This window comes from Xanthobacter autotrophicus ATCC 700552, from assembly GCF_043194565.1.
Classification (GTDB): Bacteria; Pseudomonadota; Alphaproteobacteria; order Rhizobiales; family Xanthobacteraceae; genus Xanthobacter; species Xanthobacter autotrophicus_F.
This window is the reverse complement of the sequence record NZ_JBAFVS010000004.1, coordinates 75,423-90,951: the sequence shown is the minus strand read 5'-3', so window position 1 is coordinate 90,951 and position 15,529 is coordinate 75,423. Positions and strand designations below refer to the sequence as shown.

Here is a 15,529-nt window from a genome sequence, read left to right as displayed (position 1 = left end):
GACGCGGGGCGCAGGAGGCAACGGGAATCATTCGGGTCCGAGGCTTATCCGGCCCCGGCATGGCCCCTGCGGACCGCCACCGCCGCCAGCACCCGCTCCGGCGTCGCCGGCGCATCGAGGCGGATGGGTCCTTCCCCGCCAAGGCTGGCGATGGCGTCGCGGATGGCGAGCCAGACCGAGATGGCCAGCATCAAGGGCGGTTCGCCCACCGCCTTGGAGCGCAGCACCGTCTCCTCCCGGTTGGGCCGGTCGAGCAGGTGGACGCGGAAATCCGGCGGCACGTCGCGCGAGCCGGGGATCTTGTAGGTGGAGGGGCCGCGGGTGGCGAGGCGGCCCGCAGCGTCCCATTTCAGCTCCTCGCAGGTGAGCCAGCCGAGGCCCTGCACGAAGGCGCCTTCCACCTGGCCCAGATCGATGGCCGGGTTCAGGGAGCGCCCGCAATCCTGCACGATCTCGGCCCGCAGCACCCGCACCTCCCCGGTGAGCGTATCCACCGCCACCTCGGCCGCCGCCGCGCCATAGGTATAATAGTAGAAGGGCCGACCTTGCGCCGTGGCGAGGTCGAAATGGATCTTGGGCGTCCTGTAGAAGCCGGCGGCGGAGAGCTGCACCCGCTCCTGCCACGCCAGCTTCGCCGCTTCCCTGAAAGACAGGCTCTGGTTGCCCGCGCTGACCCTCCCGTCGGCGAACACCACCTCCTCCGCCGGCACGCCGAAACGGGTGCCCACCACCCCCGCCATGCGGCCCCGGATCTCCTGGGCGGCGATGAGCGCCGCCATGCCGTTGAGATCGGAACCGGACGAGGCGGCGGTAGGCGATGTGTTGGGCACCTTGGCGGTGCTGGTGGCAGAGACCCGCACATGATCGAGGGGAATGCCGAAGGCGTCCGCCACCACCTGCGCCACCTTCACGAACAGGCCTTGCCCCATCTCCGTGCCGCCGTGGTTCAACTGCACCGAGCCGTCGGTGTAGACATGCACCAGCGCCCCGGCCTGGTTGAGCGTGGTGAGATTGAAGGACACGCCGAACTTGATGGGCATGGTGGCGAGGCCCTTGCGGATCACCGGGCTTGCCGCGTTGAAGGCCGCGATGTCGCCCCGCCAAGCCGCGAGGTCCGCCCTGCCGTCAAGCTCGGCGACCACCTCGGCGATGATGTTGTCCTCCACCTCCTGCCCGTAAGGGGTGATGTTGCGCGGCGCGGCGCCATAGAAATTCGCCGCCCGCACCTCATCGATGGGACGGCCCAGATGGCGGGCGATGGCCTCCATCACCGCCTCGATGGCGAACATGCCCTGGGGCGCGCCGAAGCCGCGGAAGGCGGTGTTGGAGACGGTGTTGGTCTTCACCAGCAGCCCGCGATAGCGCGCCGCCGGGATGAAATAGCAATTGTCCGCATGGCACAGGGCGCGCGAGACCACCGCCGGAGAGAGGTCCGCCACGTTGCCGCAATCGGCGGCCAGTTCCAGGTCGAGGCCGGCGAGCCGCCCCTCCGCATCGAAGCCCGCGTCCCAGCGGATGCGGAAGGGGTGGCGCTTGCCGGTGGCCTCCATGTCCACGTCGCGGGGCAGGCGCAGCTTCACCGGCTTTCCCGAGTGATGGGCGAGCAGCGCGGCGATGGCGGCGATGATGGTGGCCTGGCTCTCCTTGCCGCCGAACGCCCCGCCCATGCGCCGCACCTCCACCGTGACGGCGGCGAACGGCAGGCCAAGCACATGGGCGACCCGGTGCTGGGCTTCCGTGGGGTGCTGGGTGGAGGAATAGACCTGCATGTCGCGGTCCTCCCCCGGCACGGCGATGGCGATCTGGCCTTCGAGATAGAAATGGTCCTGCCCGCCGCAGCGCACCTCCCCGGTGATGCGATGGGCCGCGGTGGCAAGCGAGGCATCCACATCGCCCCGGCCCACCATCTGGTCCGGCGCGACGCGGGCGCCGGCGGCGAGGGCGTCGTCGAGATCGAGGAGCGCGGGCAGCTTTTCGTATTCGATCTTCACCAGCGCGGCGGCGGCGCGGGCTTCATCCAGCGTCGGCGCGGCCACTGCGGCCACCGGGTGGCCCACATATTCGACCACGCCCTGCGCCAGCACCGGCTCACCGGAGCGGATGGGGGCGATGTCGTTGACGCCGGGCACGTCGCCCGCCGCCACCGCCACCACGCCGGGCAGGGCGCGGGCGGCGGAAAGATCGATGGAAACGATGCGCGCATGGGGGTGCGGGCTCAGCACCAGCGCGCCGTGGAGCAGGCCCGGCGGCTCCGGCATGTCGTCGAGATAGAGCGCGCGCCCGCTCACATGGGCGCTGGCGCTCTCGTGCCGGGCCGGGACGTGGACCGTGCGGCTCATAGGGTATGGACCTCCAGCGCCACGTCCGGCCGAGTGGTGGCGAGATGGAGCCGCCGCACCAGATTGGCCGCTGCCGTCCGGCGATAGGCGGCGCTGGCGCGGTGATCGGACAGCGGGGCGAAATCGGAGGCGAGCGCCTCCGCGATGCCCTCCGGCGGAGCTTCGGCCCAGGGCGCGCCGGTGAGGACGGCTTCCAGCGCCCGCGCCCGCTTCGCCCGCTCGGCCATGCCGCCGAACGCGGCGGTGAGCGACACCAGCACGCCATCGGCGATCCGCACCCGGAAGGCGGCGAGCACCGTTGAGATATCCTGGTCGTGGCGCTTGGACAGCTTCCAGATGAACACCTGCTCGCCCTCGGCGAGGTATGGCAGGCGAATGGCGGCAATCACCTCGTCCGGCCCGAGCGCCGTGGCGCGATAGCCGGTGAGGAAATCATCCACCTTCATCCAGCGTGAACCAGCCGGGCCGACCAGTTCCACCTGCGCATCGAGGGCGATGAGCACCGGCAGCGTGTCGCCCACCGGAGAGGCGGTGCCGAGATTGCCGCCGAAGGTGCCCAGCGCCCGGATCTGCCGCGAGCCGATGCGCCGGATGAGCGCGCCGAAGGCCGGGAAGGCCGCGTCCACCGCCGGGAGCGCGTCCGCATAGGTCACCGCCGCGCCGAGGACGAGGGCGCCCTCTTCCCGCGCGATGCGCTTCAGCTCGGCCACGCGTGTGGTGGAGAGGGCGAGGGGAAAGCCCCGCCGCTGCTTCGAGGGAATAAGACCGAGGTCGGTCGCCCCCGCGATCAGCACCGCATCGGGGTGGGTGGCGCGCAGGGCGACGAGATCGGCCAGATTGTCCGGGAACAGATGCAGTTCGCCCGCAGCCCCATGGGCCGTGCTCGATGGCGGCAGGGTGATAGCCGGCGCGGCGGGTCGCGGCGCAGAGCACAGCGCGCGGGCGGCGTCCACGATGGGGCGATAGCCGGTGCAGCGGCACAGATTGCCCGCCAGCGCCTCGTGAATGGCCGCATCGTCCGGCGCGCCATCCTGCTGGAGCACATAGAGCGACATGACGATGCCTGGCGTGCAGAAGCCGCATTGGGTACCGTCGCTCTCGGCAAGCACCTGCTGCACCGGATGCAGCGCATCGCCCTGCCCCAGCCCCTCCACCGTCTTCACCAGCGCGCCGTCGAGCTGCGACAGCAGCATGAGGCAGGCATTGGCCGCCTGCCAGCGCACCCCCTGCCCCTCCGCCCGGCCGATGGCAATGGTGCAGGCGCCGCAATCGCCCTCGGCGCAGCCTTCCTTGGTGCCGGTGAGATGACGGCGGGTGCGCAGATAATCGAGCACGGTCATGGAGGGGGCGGCGGCTGCCTCCCGCACGCTCTCGCCGTTCAGCAGGAAGGCGATGGCCACCCCGTCATCCTCCCGCGCCGGTGGAGGAGCGGAACGCCCAGGCCACCATGCGGCGCTCGAACGCGGCGAAGACGGCGTACATGAGGATGCCCTGGATCGCGAGTGCCATCAGGCCGGCGAACACCAGCGGCATCTGGAAGTTGGAGCCCGCCTGCACCATGAGATGGCCCACCCCCGCATTGGCGCCGATGGTCTCCGACACCACCGCGCCGACGAAAGCCAGCGTGATGCCCACCTTCAGCGCCCCGAACAGATAGGGCCCGGTGCGCGGGATGCCCACCTTGCGCATGATGTCGAGCTTGGAGGCGCCCAGCGCCCGCAGCACATCTTCCAGTTCCGGCTCGGTGGTGGCAAGGCCGGTGGCCACGTTCACCACGATGGGGAAGAAGGAGATGAGGAAGGCGGTGAGGATGGCCGGGATTTCGCCGATGCCGAACCACATGATGAGGATGGGTACCACCGCCACCTTGGGCACCGAGTTGAAGCCGATCATCACCGGATAAAGCCCGCGATAGATGGTGCGCGACCAGCCCACCACGATGCCCAGCGCAATGCCGAATACCACCGCGATGGCAAAGCCGGCCATGGTGGTCCACAAGGTGACGAAGGAATTCTTGAGCAGCGGCCACCAGTACTTGCCCATAGCGGCGAAGATATCCGTGGGCGCGGGCAGGATGAAGGTGTCGATCCTGAACAGGCGGCAGGCCGCCTCCCAGATCACGAACAGGGCCACGGTGAAGGCGACAGGGGCCATATCCTCGGCGGAGAGCTTCATCTTCATCTCAGGCCGCCTGCCGGGCTTCGGCGATCTTGCCGCGCAGCTCGTGCACCAGCTGGGTGAAGTCCGGCGTGTAGCAGACATCGAGGTCCCGCGGGCGCGGGAAGTCCACGGTCCGCGTCTCGACGATGCGGCCGGGGCGCGCGCTCATCACATGGATGGTGTCGGCGAGGAAGCCGGCCTCGCGCAAATCGTGGGTCACCAGGATCACCGTGAAGCCGAGCTTCTGCCAGAGGTCGCGCAGCACGCACCACAATTCCTCGCGGGTGAAGGCGTCCAGCGCCGCGAATGGCTCGTCCAGCATCAGGAGCGCCGGCTCGTGGATGAGGGCGCGGCAGAGCGAGGCGCGCTGCTGCATGCCGCCCGACATCTCCCACGGAAACCGGTCCGCGAAGGCGCCGAGGCCCACCACGTTGAGCAGCGCCATGGCCTTGTCCTGGAACGCAGCCTTGTCGCGGGAGAAGCGCTGGCGGTAGGGCGGCACGATCTCCAGCGGCAGCATCACGTTGGCGAGCACGGTGCGCCACGGCAGCAGGTTGGCGTTCTGGAACGCCATGCCGGCGAGCTTCACCGGGCCGGTGACCGGCTTGCCCTCCACCGCCACGGTGCCGGAGGTGGGCCGGATGAGGCCCGTCACCAGCTTCATGAGCGTGGACTTGCCGCAGCCGGATGGCCCCACCACGGCAGCAAACTCGCCCCGCCGCACATGGAGCGTGGTGCCGGCCAGCGCCGTCACCGGGCCGGTGCGGCCGGGATAGGTGAGGGTCACGTTGTCGAGGGCGATCACGACGTGCCTTTCGGATCTGGAGCGGCCGCGCAGCCGCCATCGTCAACTGGCGCGGGGCAGGATTTCGGCGAGCGGCGGGATGACGGCGATGCCCGGCAGCGCGGCGACCCGCTCCACCCAGGCGCGCACCGCCGGCCACTGCGCGAGGTCGAAGTCCGCCTCCTCGGCGCGGTGGGTGTAGGCGAACAGGGCGAGATCGGCGATGGTCGGCCCCTCGCCCACCAGCCAGGACTGGCCCGCGAGGTACTGCTCCATGACATCCAGCGCGGCGGCACCGCGGATGGCGCAGTCCGCCAGCCGCGCCTCGTGGAGATGGGCCTGCCGCAGCCACGACTTCAGATAGCGCGCCACCGCGATATAGGGCTCGTGGCTGTACTGCTCGAAGAACAGCCACTCGTGCACGCGGGTGCGGCGAAGGCCCGGCGGCGGCAGCCACGGCGTGCCTTCCGCGAAGTGCAGCAGGATGGCGTTGCTTTCCCTGAGCGCCGTCCCGTCATCCAGCACGACGACGGGAACCTTGCCCACGGGATTGAGGGCGAGGAAGTCCGCCGAGCGGGTGCCGGCGGCGCCGCTCATCGTCTCCACCCACTCGAAGGCGTGGCCGGTGAGGCTGAGAATCTGCGCCGCCTTCCAGCAATTGCCCGACCCGTTCATGCCGTAGATGCGCATGGCCGATCCGATCGCTCCCGCCTCACATCTTCCGCTCGGCGGCCGGCGGCAGGTATGCGCCGGTGAAGATGTCCGCCGCCGTGGGCTTGGCCTTGAAGTCGTAGGTGACGGCCACCTGGTCGATGGATTTGGCGAGCCGCGCCGGGTCCACGTCGCCGACGCCGTTGGCCTTCACCCATGCGGTGACGATGTTGTCGCGCAGGGCCATTTCCAGGCGCGCCAGCTCGATGGCCTCGTCCGCCGTCTCGTTGCGCTTCATCACCGAGGCGATGGCGGCCTTGGGGTCCCGCGCGGTCTCGATGATGCCCTTGATGGTGGCCTTCACGAAGCCCTTCACCACCTCCGGATGGGCCTTGGCATAGTCCGGATTCACCATGATGGCGTTGCCGTAGAGCACCAGCCCGTATTTGGACATGAGCATCACCACGATGTCGTCGGCGGGCACGCCCTTCTGCCGCAGGTTGAAGAAGGAGGAGAAGGAGAAGCCGGTGATGGCGTCCACCTGCCCCGCCGCCAGCATGGGCTCGCGCACCGGGAAGCCGACGTTCTCGATCTTCACCTTGTCGGCGTCGATGCCGTTCTCCTTCACGAAGGCCTTCCACTGGGCGAAGGCGCCGTCGGGCGCGGGCGCCCCCAGGGTCTTGCCCTCCAGGTCCTTCGGCTTGGCGATGCCGGTCTTCTTCAGGGTGACGATGGAAAACGGCGGCTCGTCATAGACCATGAGCACGGCCATGACCTTCTTGTCCGGATTCTGGTCGCGGAACTTCATCAGCGAATTGATGTCGAAGAAGCCGATGGGATAGGTGCCCGCCGCCACCCGCGCGATGCCGGCCACCGAGCCGGGACCCGAATCGATGGTGACGTTGAGCCCCTCGGCCTTGTAGTAGCCCTTGTCCAGCGCCACGAAATAGGGCGCGGACGGCCCCTCGAACTTCCAGTCGAGGGCGAATTTCACGTCGGTCTCGGCCACGGCCGGCGCCACCGCGAGAAGGGTGAGCGCGGCGGCCAGAAGAGTACGCAACGGCGTCATGCAAGGCTCCTCCCGGGGATCCCGGTCCTGTTGCTTCGTCGGCACCCGTCCATCGCGCCCGACCCGGGCGACGCGGCGTGTCCCGCACGCCTGCCGCCGGAGCAGCAACCGGCGTGCCAAGCTGCGAACCAATGGCGCGTTCCCGGCGCCGCAACAGCCCCTGCCCGCGCCAGCAGGCTTGCCCTCCGGAAGGTCGGCTGCACGCATCGCAGGTCAACGCTCCCGCGTGCTTATACATTGAGCATCTGTCGCAGTGCCGCGCAATGATCCTGCGCATTGCGACGCGCTGGACAAGTCAGCCTGCCTCGGCCATCCCGGACACCGGAGATCCGGAAGAAGCGGCCGGGGAGGCAGCGGACCATGCGGGCAAGGCGCGTGCTGATGGCCTGGGAGCAGGGCGCCGGATTCGGCCATACGACCCAGCTTGCGCGCCTCGGCCGCCGGCTTATGGCCGAAGGGGTCGAGGTGGCGGCGGCGGTCCGCTATCTGCAGCTGTCGGCGCCCCTCGCCGAGGCGGGCATCAGGGTGATGCAGTCGCCGATCTGGCCACCCCCGGTGCAGCGGCCGGACGACACCCGCCCCGCATCCGCCACCCTGTGCGACAGCCTCGGGCGCGCCGGGCTGCGCGACACCGCCAGCGTGCGGACGGCCCTGAGGGGCTGGCGCGTCATCCTTGATGCCGAGCAGCCCGACCTCATGGTGTGCGACTACGCCCCCCTCGCCGCCCCGGCCGCGCGGGGGCGCTGCGCCATCATGCAGGTCGGCACCGCCTATTGCCTGCCGCCGTCGGACCTGGAGGAGATGCCCGCGCTGCACGATTTCGCGCCTCCCCTCCACCACGACCGCGACCTGCTGGCAAGCGTCAATGCCGCCTTGGCCGACGAGGGCATGGCGCCGCTGGAGCGCATCGGCGCGCTGTTCGCGGGGGACGACGTGTTCGTGCGCACCTTCCCGCTCATCGATCCCTATGCCGACCTGCGGGACAGGCAGGCGGAAGGGCCGATCCTCGGGGAAAAGATCGGGCCGGCGCGATCCGATGCGCGCGGCATCTTCGCCTATCTCCACCCCCAGGTCGCCGGCCGGCCCGACGTCATGGAGGCCCTGCGCGCCCTTGGGCCACAGCTGGAGATCTATGTTCCCGGCGCCGAGCCGGGCCTGATGGAGCCGCTGCGCACGGCGGGCGCGCGCGTCCACGCGCGGCCGGCACCCATGGCCGAGGTTCTCGCCCGCAGCCGGCTGGTGCTGCACCAGGGCAGCGCGGGCGTCGCCACCGAGGCGCTCCTCGCCGGCGTGCCCCAGGTGACGCTCTGCGTCCACGGCGAGCATTACCTGAATGGCGAATGCCTTGCCGCCGCCGGCCTCGGCCTCAACCTGCCGCTGTTCGATCCCCGGGTGCGGGTCGCAGCGGAGACCATCCGGACCATGCACGAGGACGAGGATGTCCACCTCATGGCCGAGGCGGCGGGGCGCATGCACCGGGCGATGCTGGCCGAAGATCCCCTCGACGTGCTGACCCGGCGCTGCCTCGCCCTGCTCTGAAATAAGCGCGACCTCAAAGCCGCATCCCGCCGCGCGGAAACAGCACCGCACCGCGCGGGAGGCCGGGTCCGGCGCGCCTGCGCGGTGGTATGCCTGCCGTCAGTGTGGGTGCGGGAGGCGCTCTCCCGAACCGGATCTGCCGTCAGATCGACCGGTCCGGACGACCAGAGACCGGATTGCGCCCTCAGAAGCCGCCGCGCGGCCCCCGGGGGCCGCCGAAGCCCCCCGGCGCGGTGGGACCGCCCTGCGGCGGCTGCGGCAGCTGCGGCACCAGCGGTGCCGCCGCCAAATAGCCGCCGCCACCTCCACACCCATAGCTGTAGGGCGGGCACGGATTCTGCGGAACGAGGGGGATCAGCACGTTGCCCTGGTTCTGCTGCGCCGCCTGCTGGGCGATGAGGTCCGCCTCGCCCTTCAGGTCGGTGTTCACATAGCGGCAGGAGGCGGCGGCAAGGTCCATCGTGGTCTGGCCCTGCACCGGGATGGAGCAGGGATGGCTGGAGCCGCGGTCGATGCCGGTCACGTCGGGCGTCGGCTCGGGCCGGCCGCCGTTCTGGCCGGTGCGGCTGCGGGTCTGGGCGATGATGGCGTCGATCTGGCCCTGCGGCACGCGGGTCGGCCCGGCGATGCCGGCGCGGCTGACGGTGACCATGAAGCCGGGCCGGCGCACCACCACTGTCTCGCCCGAGGGGCCGACGATGGTCAGCGTGCCGAACTGCAGGATGGCCTGCGTCTCGCCATCGCGATGGAGGATCGCGGCGACGCCGCCGCGGATGCCGATGGTGGCCACCGGGGTCTTCACCTCCGCCCCGTCCGTATGGCTGGCATTGCCGCCCACGAAGCGCACCGCGCCCTTGGTGAGGGAAATGGCCATGGACCCCTTCTTGGCGTTGGGGTCGTAGACGAATTCGTCGATCAGGAGGTTGGAATTGGGGCCGATGTTCAGGGTGGTCTTGTCCACGAACAGGACCTGGACGCTGCCGGAGGCGCTGGTCTCGATGCGCTCGCGATGAACGATGTTGGAGCCAAGCTCCAGCGTGCGCGTGCCCGAGCCGGTGGAGCGCGGGTTGACCGCGGCGGCGGTGCCCACCGACGGGCTCTGGGCCAGGACCGGGCCGGTGGCGGCGATGAGGGCGAGGGAGGCGACGGAAGCCAGAAGCCGCGCAGGGGTGCTGATGGGCATGGGCGTCGCTCCTCAGAACCGGACGTTCGGGCCGACGGTGACGCTGAAATTGTCGAACCCGTAGTTCGGCAGCGTCGACTGCGACCAGCTGTACTGGACCTGCGTCAGCAGGCCCCATTGCTCGTGGACCGGCACGTCGAGGGCGAGACCCACGCGATACTGGTTATCCTGCTGGGTGATGAAGCTGTTGATGAACGGGTTCGGCGCGTCATAGCTGTAGCGCGAATAGCCGACGCTCGGGATCGCCACCCACCGCCGCACGCCCCACAGGCCCTGGAATTCCACCGGGGCGGCAAGGTCGAAGGCGAGATTGTCGTAGGAATACCAGGGCAGGTCGCCGCTGGCATTGTTGTAGGCCAGGCGCGCGCGCCAGCCGGAGGCGTCCGTGAGCCGGCCGGAGAGGTTGGCGCCGAGGGTCCACATGTCGCCGCTCTGCAGGCTGGCCGTGGGATAGTCCCGCGAGTTCTGGTACTCGCGCTGGCGCACCTCGGCGAACGGCTCGACGGCGAAATACATGCTGAACGGCGCATAGAGCGACACGCCCGCGCCATAGGTGCCAAGATAGCTGTCGCCGCCCAGCGCGATGCCGCCGGCGATCACATAGGCCCGCACCGAGGAGCCGGGCAACTGGTCCGGCAAAAGCGCGAAGCGCGGGCCGGTGTTGAATTCGGCATAGCCGAGATTGAGGTTCTCCAGCTGGAACTGCTGGGAATAGTAAAGGTTGGCGTTGCTTTCCCAGACATCGCCGCGCTGGTTGCCGAAGTCGTAGACGTGGCGGACCGTGGCGAGGGCGAAGGCGTTGCCGTCCGCCTGCTTGGTGGCGCCGGGCGGCAAGAGCGCCGTCAGGTCCTGCCCGAGCACGAGGCGGCTCGAAGGGCCGTAATTGGCGTTGGACTGGTAGCGCACGCCCACCTGGGCATAGACGGTGATCTGGTTGGGATCGAGCCGCCGGGAAATCTCCACCAGATAGGCGGCGATATTGTCCCGCTCGGCACTGGTGAGCACCGGGGCCTCGGCGATGGGCTCGAAATAGGAACGGGCGGATTCGTAGGCGCCGAGCCGGTAATAGAGGCGCGCCAGTTCCAGCTTCACCCGCACCAGATTGGGATTGTAGAACAGGATGCGCTCGTAGACGCCGATGGCCGCCTCGTAGTCACCCACCTCGATGGCGCGCCGCGCCAGCCGGAAGGCGAGGTCCACGTCGGCCGGGCGCTTCATGGACTGGTGAAACAGGGTGTTGAACTCGGGGTCGGCATTGGCGACAGCCGTCTGCTGCGCATAGGCGCGCTCGACGCCGATGCCCGGCACGCCACTCAGCGTCAGGACCCCGACGGTCATAGCCCCGACGGTCAGGGCGCCCACCGCAAGGGCCCCCATGGCGCGCCTGAGACCCGTCGCCAGCGCGACCGATCGCTTCCTGATGTCCGCATGTATCCGCACTACCAGCATGCCTGATCTCTCCGGCGTTTGCTGGCAAGGCCCCGCCCCTTGCCCTTAAGTGCTCCTTAACACTTCACCCCGGGAAAAGGGATTCCGGAGCGGCCGGAAACGTCCAACATACTGAACATTTCCTGTCAGGAAGAGCATTTTTGTCACAGGCACGTCTGGCGTGCGTCACCTTGCTACCGCCGCATCTCTGCGCGGGCCGGATTGATCAAGAATCGCAGTTAGAACCGTGCGGACGCCGCGTCACCTCGGACGCAACACGACGTCCGCCATGCGCGCTCAGCGCACCACGCAGCCGCGGGGATAGCCCGGACGGCTGCAATAGATGACCCGGCGCGGCGCCACCACAACGGCTCCGGCGGCTGGCGCCACCACGACAGCCGGCGCCGGGCGCACCACCACGGCGGCGGGTGCCCGCGCGACGCAGCCCTTCGGGTAGCCCACGGTCCTGCAATAGACCACCGCCTCGCTGGTGCCCGCGGTCGCCATGAGCCCTGCGCCCGCCAGCGCGCCGAGAACGGCGAGCCGGACCGCATTTGCCTTGAATGTCGTCATTGGACCCTCCCCATTGCCGCCCGGCTTGAAACCGCCGGAGAGCGGCTTGTTCCGTCAAGACCGCATTGCCGGGCTCGCGAGGCAACCCATCCAAGCTCTCCCGCACCCGATCGCGAGTCTTCCCGGCATTGGGCGCCGCTCCCGCGGAAAAGCAACCAGCGGCTTCTCGTCCTTTCCGCTGAAGCCACCAAAGCCTTGCCGAAAGCGCCAGCAACGCACACCTATATTGCATGCGTGCAATGAAGTCGTACTTTTTATCACAAGTTCATTGCTTAAATTAGCTCCAACGCCGGACGCCACCGGCCAGGAGATCGGCATCATGACCAGCAAGGGCCTTCATCACGTCACCGCCATCGCCGGCTCGGCCCGGCGCAATCTCGATTTCTACACCGCCATCCTCGGGCTGCGGCTGGTGAAGAAGACCGTCAATTTCGACGATCCCGGCACCTACCATTTCTACTTCGGCGACGACGCCGGCCGCCCCGGCTCCATCCTCACCTTCTTCCCGTGGGAGCAGGCCGACGCGGGCCGCGCCGGCGTCGGCGAGGCCCAGGAGACGGCGTTCCGCATCCCGGAGGCCTCCATCGGCTACTGGACCGGTCGCCTGATCGCCCGCGGCCTGGCCCCGGAACTGCCGGAGAAGCGCTTCGGCGCCTCGGTCGTCGGCTTCAAGGACCCGGACGGCATGCGCCTCGCCCTCGTGGGGGTGCCCGGCATCGACGCGGAGCCCGCCTGGAGCGGCGGCGAGGTGCCGGCGGAGCATGCCATTCGCGGCCTGCACTCGGTGACCCTGCTGCTCAAGGAGGCCGGTCCCACCGCCGCCATCCTCACCGACGTGTTCGGCTTTGTCGAAACCGGCCGTGAGGGCACCCGCATCCGCTTCACCGCGGCGGGGACGGAGGGCGACGGCCAGATCGGCACCATCGTGGATATCCGCGAGGCCGGCGGCTTCCTGTCGGGCCGGCAGGGGCGCGGCAGCGTGCACCACATCGCCTTCCGCGCCGCCGACGATGCCGCCCAGGCCGCAATGGTCGAGCGCCTCACCGCCCATCACGGCGCCCGCGTCACCGGCCAGCGGGACCGCAATTACTTCCGCTCGGTCTATTTCCGCGAGCCGGGCGGCGTGCTGTTCGAGATCGCCACCGATGATCCCGGCTTCGCGGTGGACGAGGCCCCCGAAAGCCTCGGCGAGGCCCTGAAGCTGCCGGCCCAGTACGAGGCCCATCGCGCCGAGATCGAGGCGACGCTGCCCGCCGTCGCCTGACCCGAACTCATCCGGCCGCCCTGCGCGGCCGGGTGCCTGTCCCCTTTGCCTGAAAGACGGCTGCGCTGCCGATCGGATCGGACCAGCCGCGAGGTACCTCCCATGGCTTCCACCCTCACCCGGGACCCGCCCGCCCTCGCCTTCACCCATCGCTTCGAGCCCGCCACCGATGCCGGCGCGGCGCCGCTGCTGCTGCTCCACGGCACCGGAGGCGACGAAGCCGACCTGTTGCCCCTCGGCCGCATGATCGCCCCCGGCGCGGCCCTGCTGTCGCCGCGCGGGCAGGTGAGCGAGGGGGGCATGCCGCGCTTCTTCCGCCGCCTCGCGGAAGGCGTGTTCGACGAACAGGACGTGGTGCGCCGCGCCCATGATCTGGCGGACTTCATCGCCGCCGCCCGCGCCGCCCATGGCCTGGCTGCGCCGGTAGCGGTGGGCTTCTCCAACGGCGCCAACATCGCCGCGGCTCTGATGCTGCTGCGGCCCGAGGCGCTCGCCGGCGCGGTGCTGCTGCGCGCCATGGTGCCGCTTTCCAACCCACCTGCGGGTGAACTGCCCGGAACGCCCGTGCTGATGCTCTCCGGCGCCATGGACCCCATCGTGCCCGCCGAGAACGCCGCCCGGCTCGCGACCCTGCTTTCGGCGCGCGGCGCGCAGGTGGAGCACAGGACCCTGCCGGCCGGCCACGGCCTCACCTCCGCCGACCTGACCGCCGCCCAGGACTTTATCGCCCGCATCGGCAAGGTGTGACGGCCCTCAGCGCAGGGCGGGAGCGGGCGCCGGCTGTTTCGAGGGCGCCGCCTTGGCCGGGGGCGCCTCCTTGGCGGGGGGCGCCTTGGCCTGCGGTGGACTTGGTGGCACCGGCGCAGGCTCCGCCATGGCCGCCGCGATGGCCGGCGCCAGCAGGTCGGCGAGGCAGGCATAGCCCTTGTCGTTCGAATGGAAGCGGTCCCAGGACAGCGCCGCGCGCAGGCCCGCCGGATCCTGCGCCGCCCATTGCTTCATCATCAGATAGCGCGGCAGCAGCGACACACCGCGCTCGGCAGCAGCCGCGCCCACGGCGGCGACGAAGCTTTCGTAGCGGTCGAGGTCGAGGATCGCCGGATAATATTGCTGGTCGATCACCAGCACCGCCGCCCCCGCGGCCGCGATGGCGTCGAGGCCCTTTCCGACCAGTTGCTTCAGCCGCTCCGGATGGCCGCCGAAGATGACGTCGTTGGTTCCCACCTGCCACAAAACCAGATCGGGCACCGGCGGGGCTTGCAGGAACAGTTCGAGCCGGCTCAGCGTGGCCTGCGCGCTCTCGCCGTTGACGCCGGCATTGGTGATCTCGACACGCCCCTCTCCCAGCGCCGCATCCAGCCGGAGGGCAAGCTGGCTCGGATAATTGGTGGCGGTGCTGGAGGCCCCCGTCCCGACAGTGGTGGACGAGCCGATGGCCAGGATGCGCAGCGGCCGCCCCTCGGCACGCGCCTTGGCGGCCTGGGTCAGCACCAGGGGCGGGGCTGGACGCACATCATCCGGACAGGCGATGGCAGCGGCGCCGAGGTGGGGGGCGAAGATGAGGGGCGCGCAGAGGAAGGCAGCGCCGAGCATCAGCAGGACGGGCAAGCCCGCACGCCAGCGCGGCACGACGCCCAGCCGGGAGAGACGGAACAACGATCGGGGGCGGGTCATGGATCGGACGTCGTGGGAAAGTGGGCGCCCAAAGTGCGTCGTCTCACCGGCGGAACGCAAGGCCTGGCCACAGCGCCGACATGCGGATGCGGAGTTGCAGCGTTGGAAACGACGCGAAAGCGCGCACCGGGGCCAGGATGTGTGCAGGAAATGAGATGCAGGAAATTGGACGCTGATCTTGGCATAGGTGGCGGGAGTGACGGGGCTCGAACCCGCGACCTCCGGCGTGACAGGCCGGATGATGATGAACATTCATAATGCGACGTGACACTTTTAAGCTGGGGAAATTGGGCCTTAATTACCGAAAGTGTCACAGGTGCGCATCAGGAGGACGGGCTCGTTGAAGGGGCTGGGGCGGTCGTCGGCGCCCTGGGCGGCTGGCGAGGTTTCCGAGCCGGCGCCGGCTCATTCCGCGGCAAGGGCTCCAAGGTCACGTCGATCGGATTCGGATAATGCTCGAGGGTCGCGCCCGTTGCGGCATCCACGCCCATGCCGATGACCCCACCGACCAACACGTTCCCGGCGAACCCGGCCGCTCCCTCGCCCGCGATCCGATTCTTGACCTCCACCTCGACCGGCTTGAAGCCATCCTTGGAAATCAGGACCGAGAACTCATCCTTGCGAGACACCTTCAAGGTGCAGGGCGTTGTGCAGGTCTGCGAGAGCGACGTGCGCACCTCTGCCCCGGACGGCTCTGATCTGACTTGAATTTGCGAATCGAGGCCGCGCGTGACCGTGGCGCAGCCGGCAAGAAGCGTCGCCGCGCCGAGCAGCGCGGTCGCACGAAAAACTACCCCCATAATGCCCCCCTGACCTTACGGAGGCATGCTCAGCATCGCTCAAGCTCGTGTCGAGTCGAATTTGC

General features: G+C 69.4%; 14 protein-coding genes. 3 read left to right on the top strand and 11 right to left on the bottom strand.

Annotated elements, in window-relative coordinates; genetic code table 11:
* Positions 1 to 44: 44 nt before the first annotated feature.
* Genes xdhB through V5F48_RS05590 form a run of 6 tightly spaced genes read right to left on the bottom strand, consistent with a single transcriptional unit; the run spans position 45 to position 7,003 of the window.
* Positions 45 to 2,339, bottom strand: a complete 2,295-nt coding sequence (xdhB, locus tag V5F48_RS05615) for a xanthine dehydrogenase molybdopterin binding subunit (RefSeq protein WP_394257906.1) — start codon at positions 2,337 to 2,339, stop codon at positions 45 to 47.
* A complete protein-coding gene (gene xdhA / locus V5F48_RS05610; protein WP_394257905.1) occupies positions 2,336 to 3,739 on the bottom strand; it encodes a xanthine dehydrogenase small subunit in 1,404 nt (467 codons plus the stop codon). Before xdhA ends, xdhB begins: the two co-directional genes overlap by 4 nt.
* Before the next feature lie 4 nt (positions 3,740 to 3,743).
* Positions 3,744 to 4,514 carry an ABC transporter permease gene (locus tag V5F48_RS05605; RefSeq protein WP_394107953.1) on the bottom strand — a complete coding sequence of 257 codons (771 nt, stop codon included), beginning with the start codon at positions 4,512 to 4,514 and terminating at the stop codon, positions 3,744 to 3,746.
* A 7-nt stretch (positions 4,515 to 4,521) separates the two neighbouring features.
* Positions 4,522 to 5,304 carry an ABC transporter ATP-binding protein gene (locus V5F48_RS05600; RefSeq protein WP_394257904.1) on the bottom strand — a complete coding sequence of 261 codons (783 nt, stop codon included), beginning with the start codon at positions 5,302 to 5,304 and terminating at the stop codon, positions 4,522 to 4,524.
* Between the two features lie 42 nt (positions 5,305 to 5,346).
* The gene (locus V5F48_RS05595) at positions 5,347 to 5,973 is read right to left on the bottom strand and encodes a glutathione S-transferase family protein (RefSeq protein WP_394257903.1); all 627 of its coding nucleotides are present in this window, start codon (positions 5,971 to 5,973) and stop codon (positions 5,347 to 5,349) included.
* A 22-nt stretch (positions 5,974 to 5,995) separates the two neighbouring features.
* Entirely contained in the window at positions 5,996 to 7,003 is a 1,008-nt protein-coding gene (locus V5F48_RS05590; protein WP_394257902.1) for an ABC transporter substrate-binding protein, read from the bottom strand.
* Positions 7,004 to 7,363: 360 nt separating this feature from the next.
* Between V5F48_RS05590 and V5F48_RS05585 the strand changes: the two genes are divergently transcribed.
* On the top strand, positions 7,364 to 8,542 hold the full coding sequence (locus V5F48_RS05585; RefSeq protein WP_394257901.1) for a glycosyltransferase: 1,179 nt from the start codon (positions 7,364 to 7,366) through the stop codon (positions 8,540 to 8,542).
* A 184-nt stretch (positions 8,543 to 8,726) separates the two neighbouring features.
* Here V5F48_RS05585 and V5F48_RS05580 read toward each other — a convergent pair whose 3' ends face one another.
* From V5F48_RS05580 to V5F48_RS05570, 3 genes are all read right to left on the bottom strand, one after another.
* A complete protein-coding gene (locus tag V5F48_RS05580) occupies positions 8,727 to 9,725 on the bottom strand; it encodes a FecR family protein (protein WP_394257900.1) in 999 nt (332 codons plus the stop codon).
* Positions 9,726 to 9,737: 12 nt separating this feature from the next.
* Positions 9,738 to 11,102, bottom strand: a complete 1,365-nt coding sequence (locus tag V5F48_RS05575; protein WP_394257899.1) for a tetratricopeptide repeat protein — start codon at positions 11,100 to 11,102, stop codon at positions 9,738 to 9,740.
* A gap of 348 nt (positions 11,103 to 11,450) precedes the next feature.
* On the bottom strand, positions 11,451 to 11,726 hold the full coding sequence (locus tag V5F48_RS05570; RefSeq protein WP_394107615.1) for a hypothetical protein: 276 nt from the start codon (positions 11,724 to 11,726) through the stop codon (positions 11,451 to 11,453).
* A gap of 319 nt (positions 11,727 to 12,045) precedes the next feature.
* Between V5F48_RS05570 and V5F48_RS05565 the strand changes: the two genes are divergently transcribed.
* Positions 12,046 to 12,990, top strand: coding sequence for a ring-cleaving dioxygenase (locus tag V5F48_RS05565; protein ID WP_394257898.1), 945 nt, complete (start codon positions 12,046 to 12,048; stop codon positions 12,988 to 12,990).
* 102 nt (positions 12,991 to 13,092) lie between these two features.
* Complete coding sequence (locus V5F48_RS05560) at positions 13,093 to 13,737, top strand: alpha/beta hydrolase (RefSeq protein WP_394257897.1); 645 nt, start codon at positions 13,093 to 13,095, stop codon at positions 13,735 to 13,737.
* Between the two features lie 6 nt (positions 13,738 to 13,743).
* Here the strand turns inward: V5F48_RS05560 and V5F48_RS05555 are convergent, their stop codons facing one another.
* A complete protein-coding gene (locus tag V5F48_RS05555) occupies positions 13,744 to 14,664 on the bottom strand; it encodes an SGNH/GDSL hydrolase family protein (RefSeq protein ID WP_394257896.1) in 921 nt (306 codons plus the stop codon).
* A 323-nt stretch (positions 14,665 to 14,987) separates the two neighbouring features.
* Positions 14,988 to 15,464: a PEGA domain-containing protein gene (locus tag V5F48_RS05550; RefSeq protein WP_394257895.1), complete on the bottom strand. Its 477-nt coding sequence runs from the start codon at positions 15,462 to 15,464 to the stop codon at positions 14,988 to 14,990.
* Positions 15,465 to 15,529: the final 65 nt, after the last annotated feature.

Coding starts and splice junctions, on each gene's coding strand:
- V5F48_RS05570 (WP_394107615.1), bottom strand. CDS start 11,726: ATGACGACATTCAAGGCAAATGCGGTCCGGCTCGCCGTTCTCGGCGCG.
- V5F48_RS05590 (WP_394257902.1), bottom strand. CDS start 7,003: ATGACGCCGTTGCGTACTCTTCTGGCCGCCGCGCTCACCCTTCTCGCG.
- xdhB (WP_394257906.1), bottom strand. CDS start 2,339: ATGAGCCGCACGGTCCACGTCCCGGCCCGGCACGAGAGCGCCAGCGCC.
- V5F48_RS05550 (WP_394257895.1), bottom strand. CDS start 15,464: ATGGGGGTAGTTTTTCGTGCGACCGCGCTGCTCGGCGCGGCGACGCTT.
- V5F48_RS05585 (WP_394257901.1), top strand. CDS start 7,364: ATGCGGGCAAGGCGCGTGCTGATGGCCTGGGAGCAGGGCGCCGGATTC.
- V5F48_RS05605 (WP_394107953.1), bottom strand. CDS start 4,514: ATGAAGCTCTCCGCCGAGGATATGGCCCCTGTCGCCTTCACCGTGGCC.
- V5F48_RS05565 (WP_394257898.1), top strand. CDS start 12,046: ATGACCAGCAAGGGCCTTCATCACGTCACCGCCATCGCCGGCTCGGCC.
- V5F48_RS05595 (WP_394257903.1), bottom strand. CDS start 5,973: ATGCGCATCTACGGCATGAACGGGTCGGGCAATTGCTGGAAGGCGGCG.
- V5F48_RS05580 (WP_394257900.1), bottom strand. CDS start 9,725: ATGCCCATCAGCACCCCTGCGCGGCTTCTGGCTTCCGTCGCCTCCCTC.
- V5F48_RS05575 (WP_394257899.1), bottom strand. CDS start 11,102: ATGGGGGCCCTTGCGGTGGGCGCCCTGACCGTCGGGGCTATGACCGTC.
- V5F48_RS05555 (WP_394257896.1), bottom strand. CDS start 14,664: ATGACCCGCCCCCGATCGTTGTTCCGTCTCTCCCGGCTGGGCGTCGTG.
- V5F48_RS05560 (WP_394257897.1), top strand. CDS start 13,093: ATGGCTTCCACCCTCACCCGGGACCCGCCCGCCCTCGCCTTCACCCAT.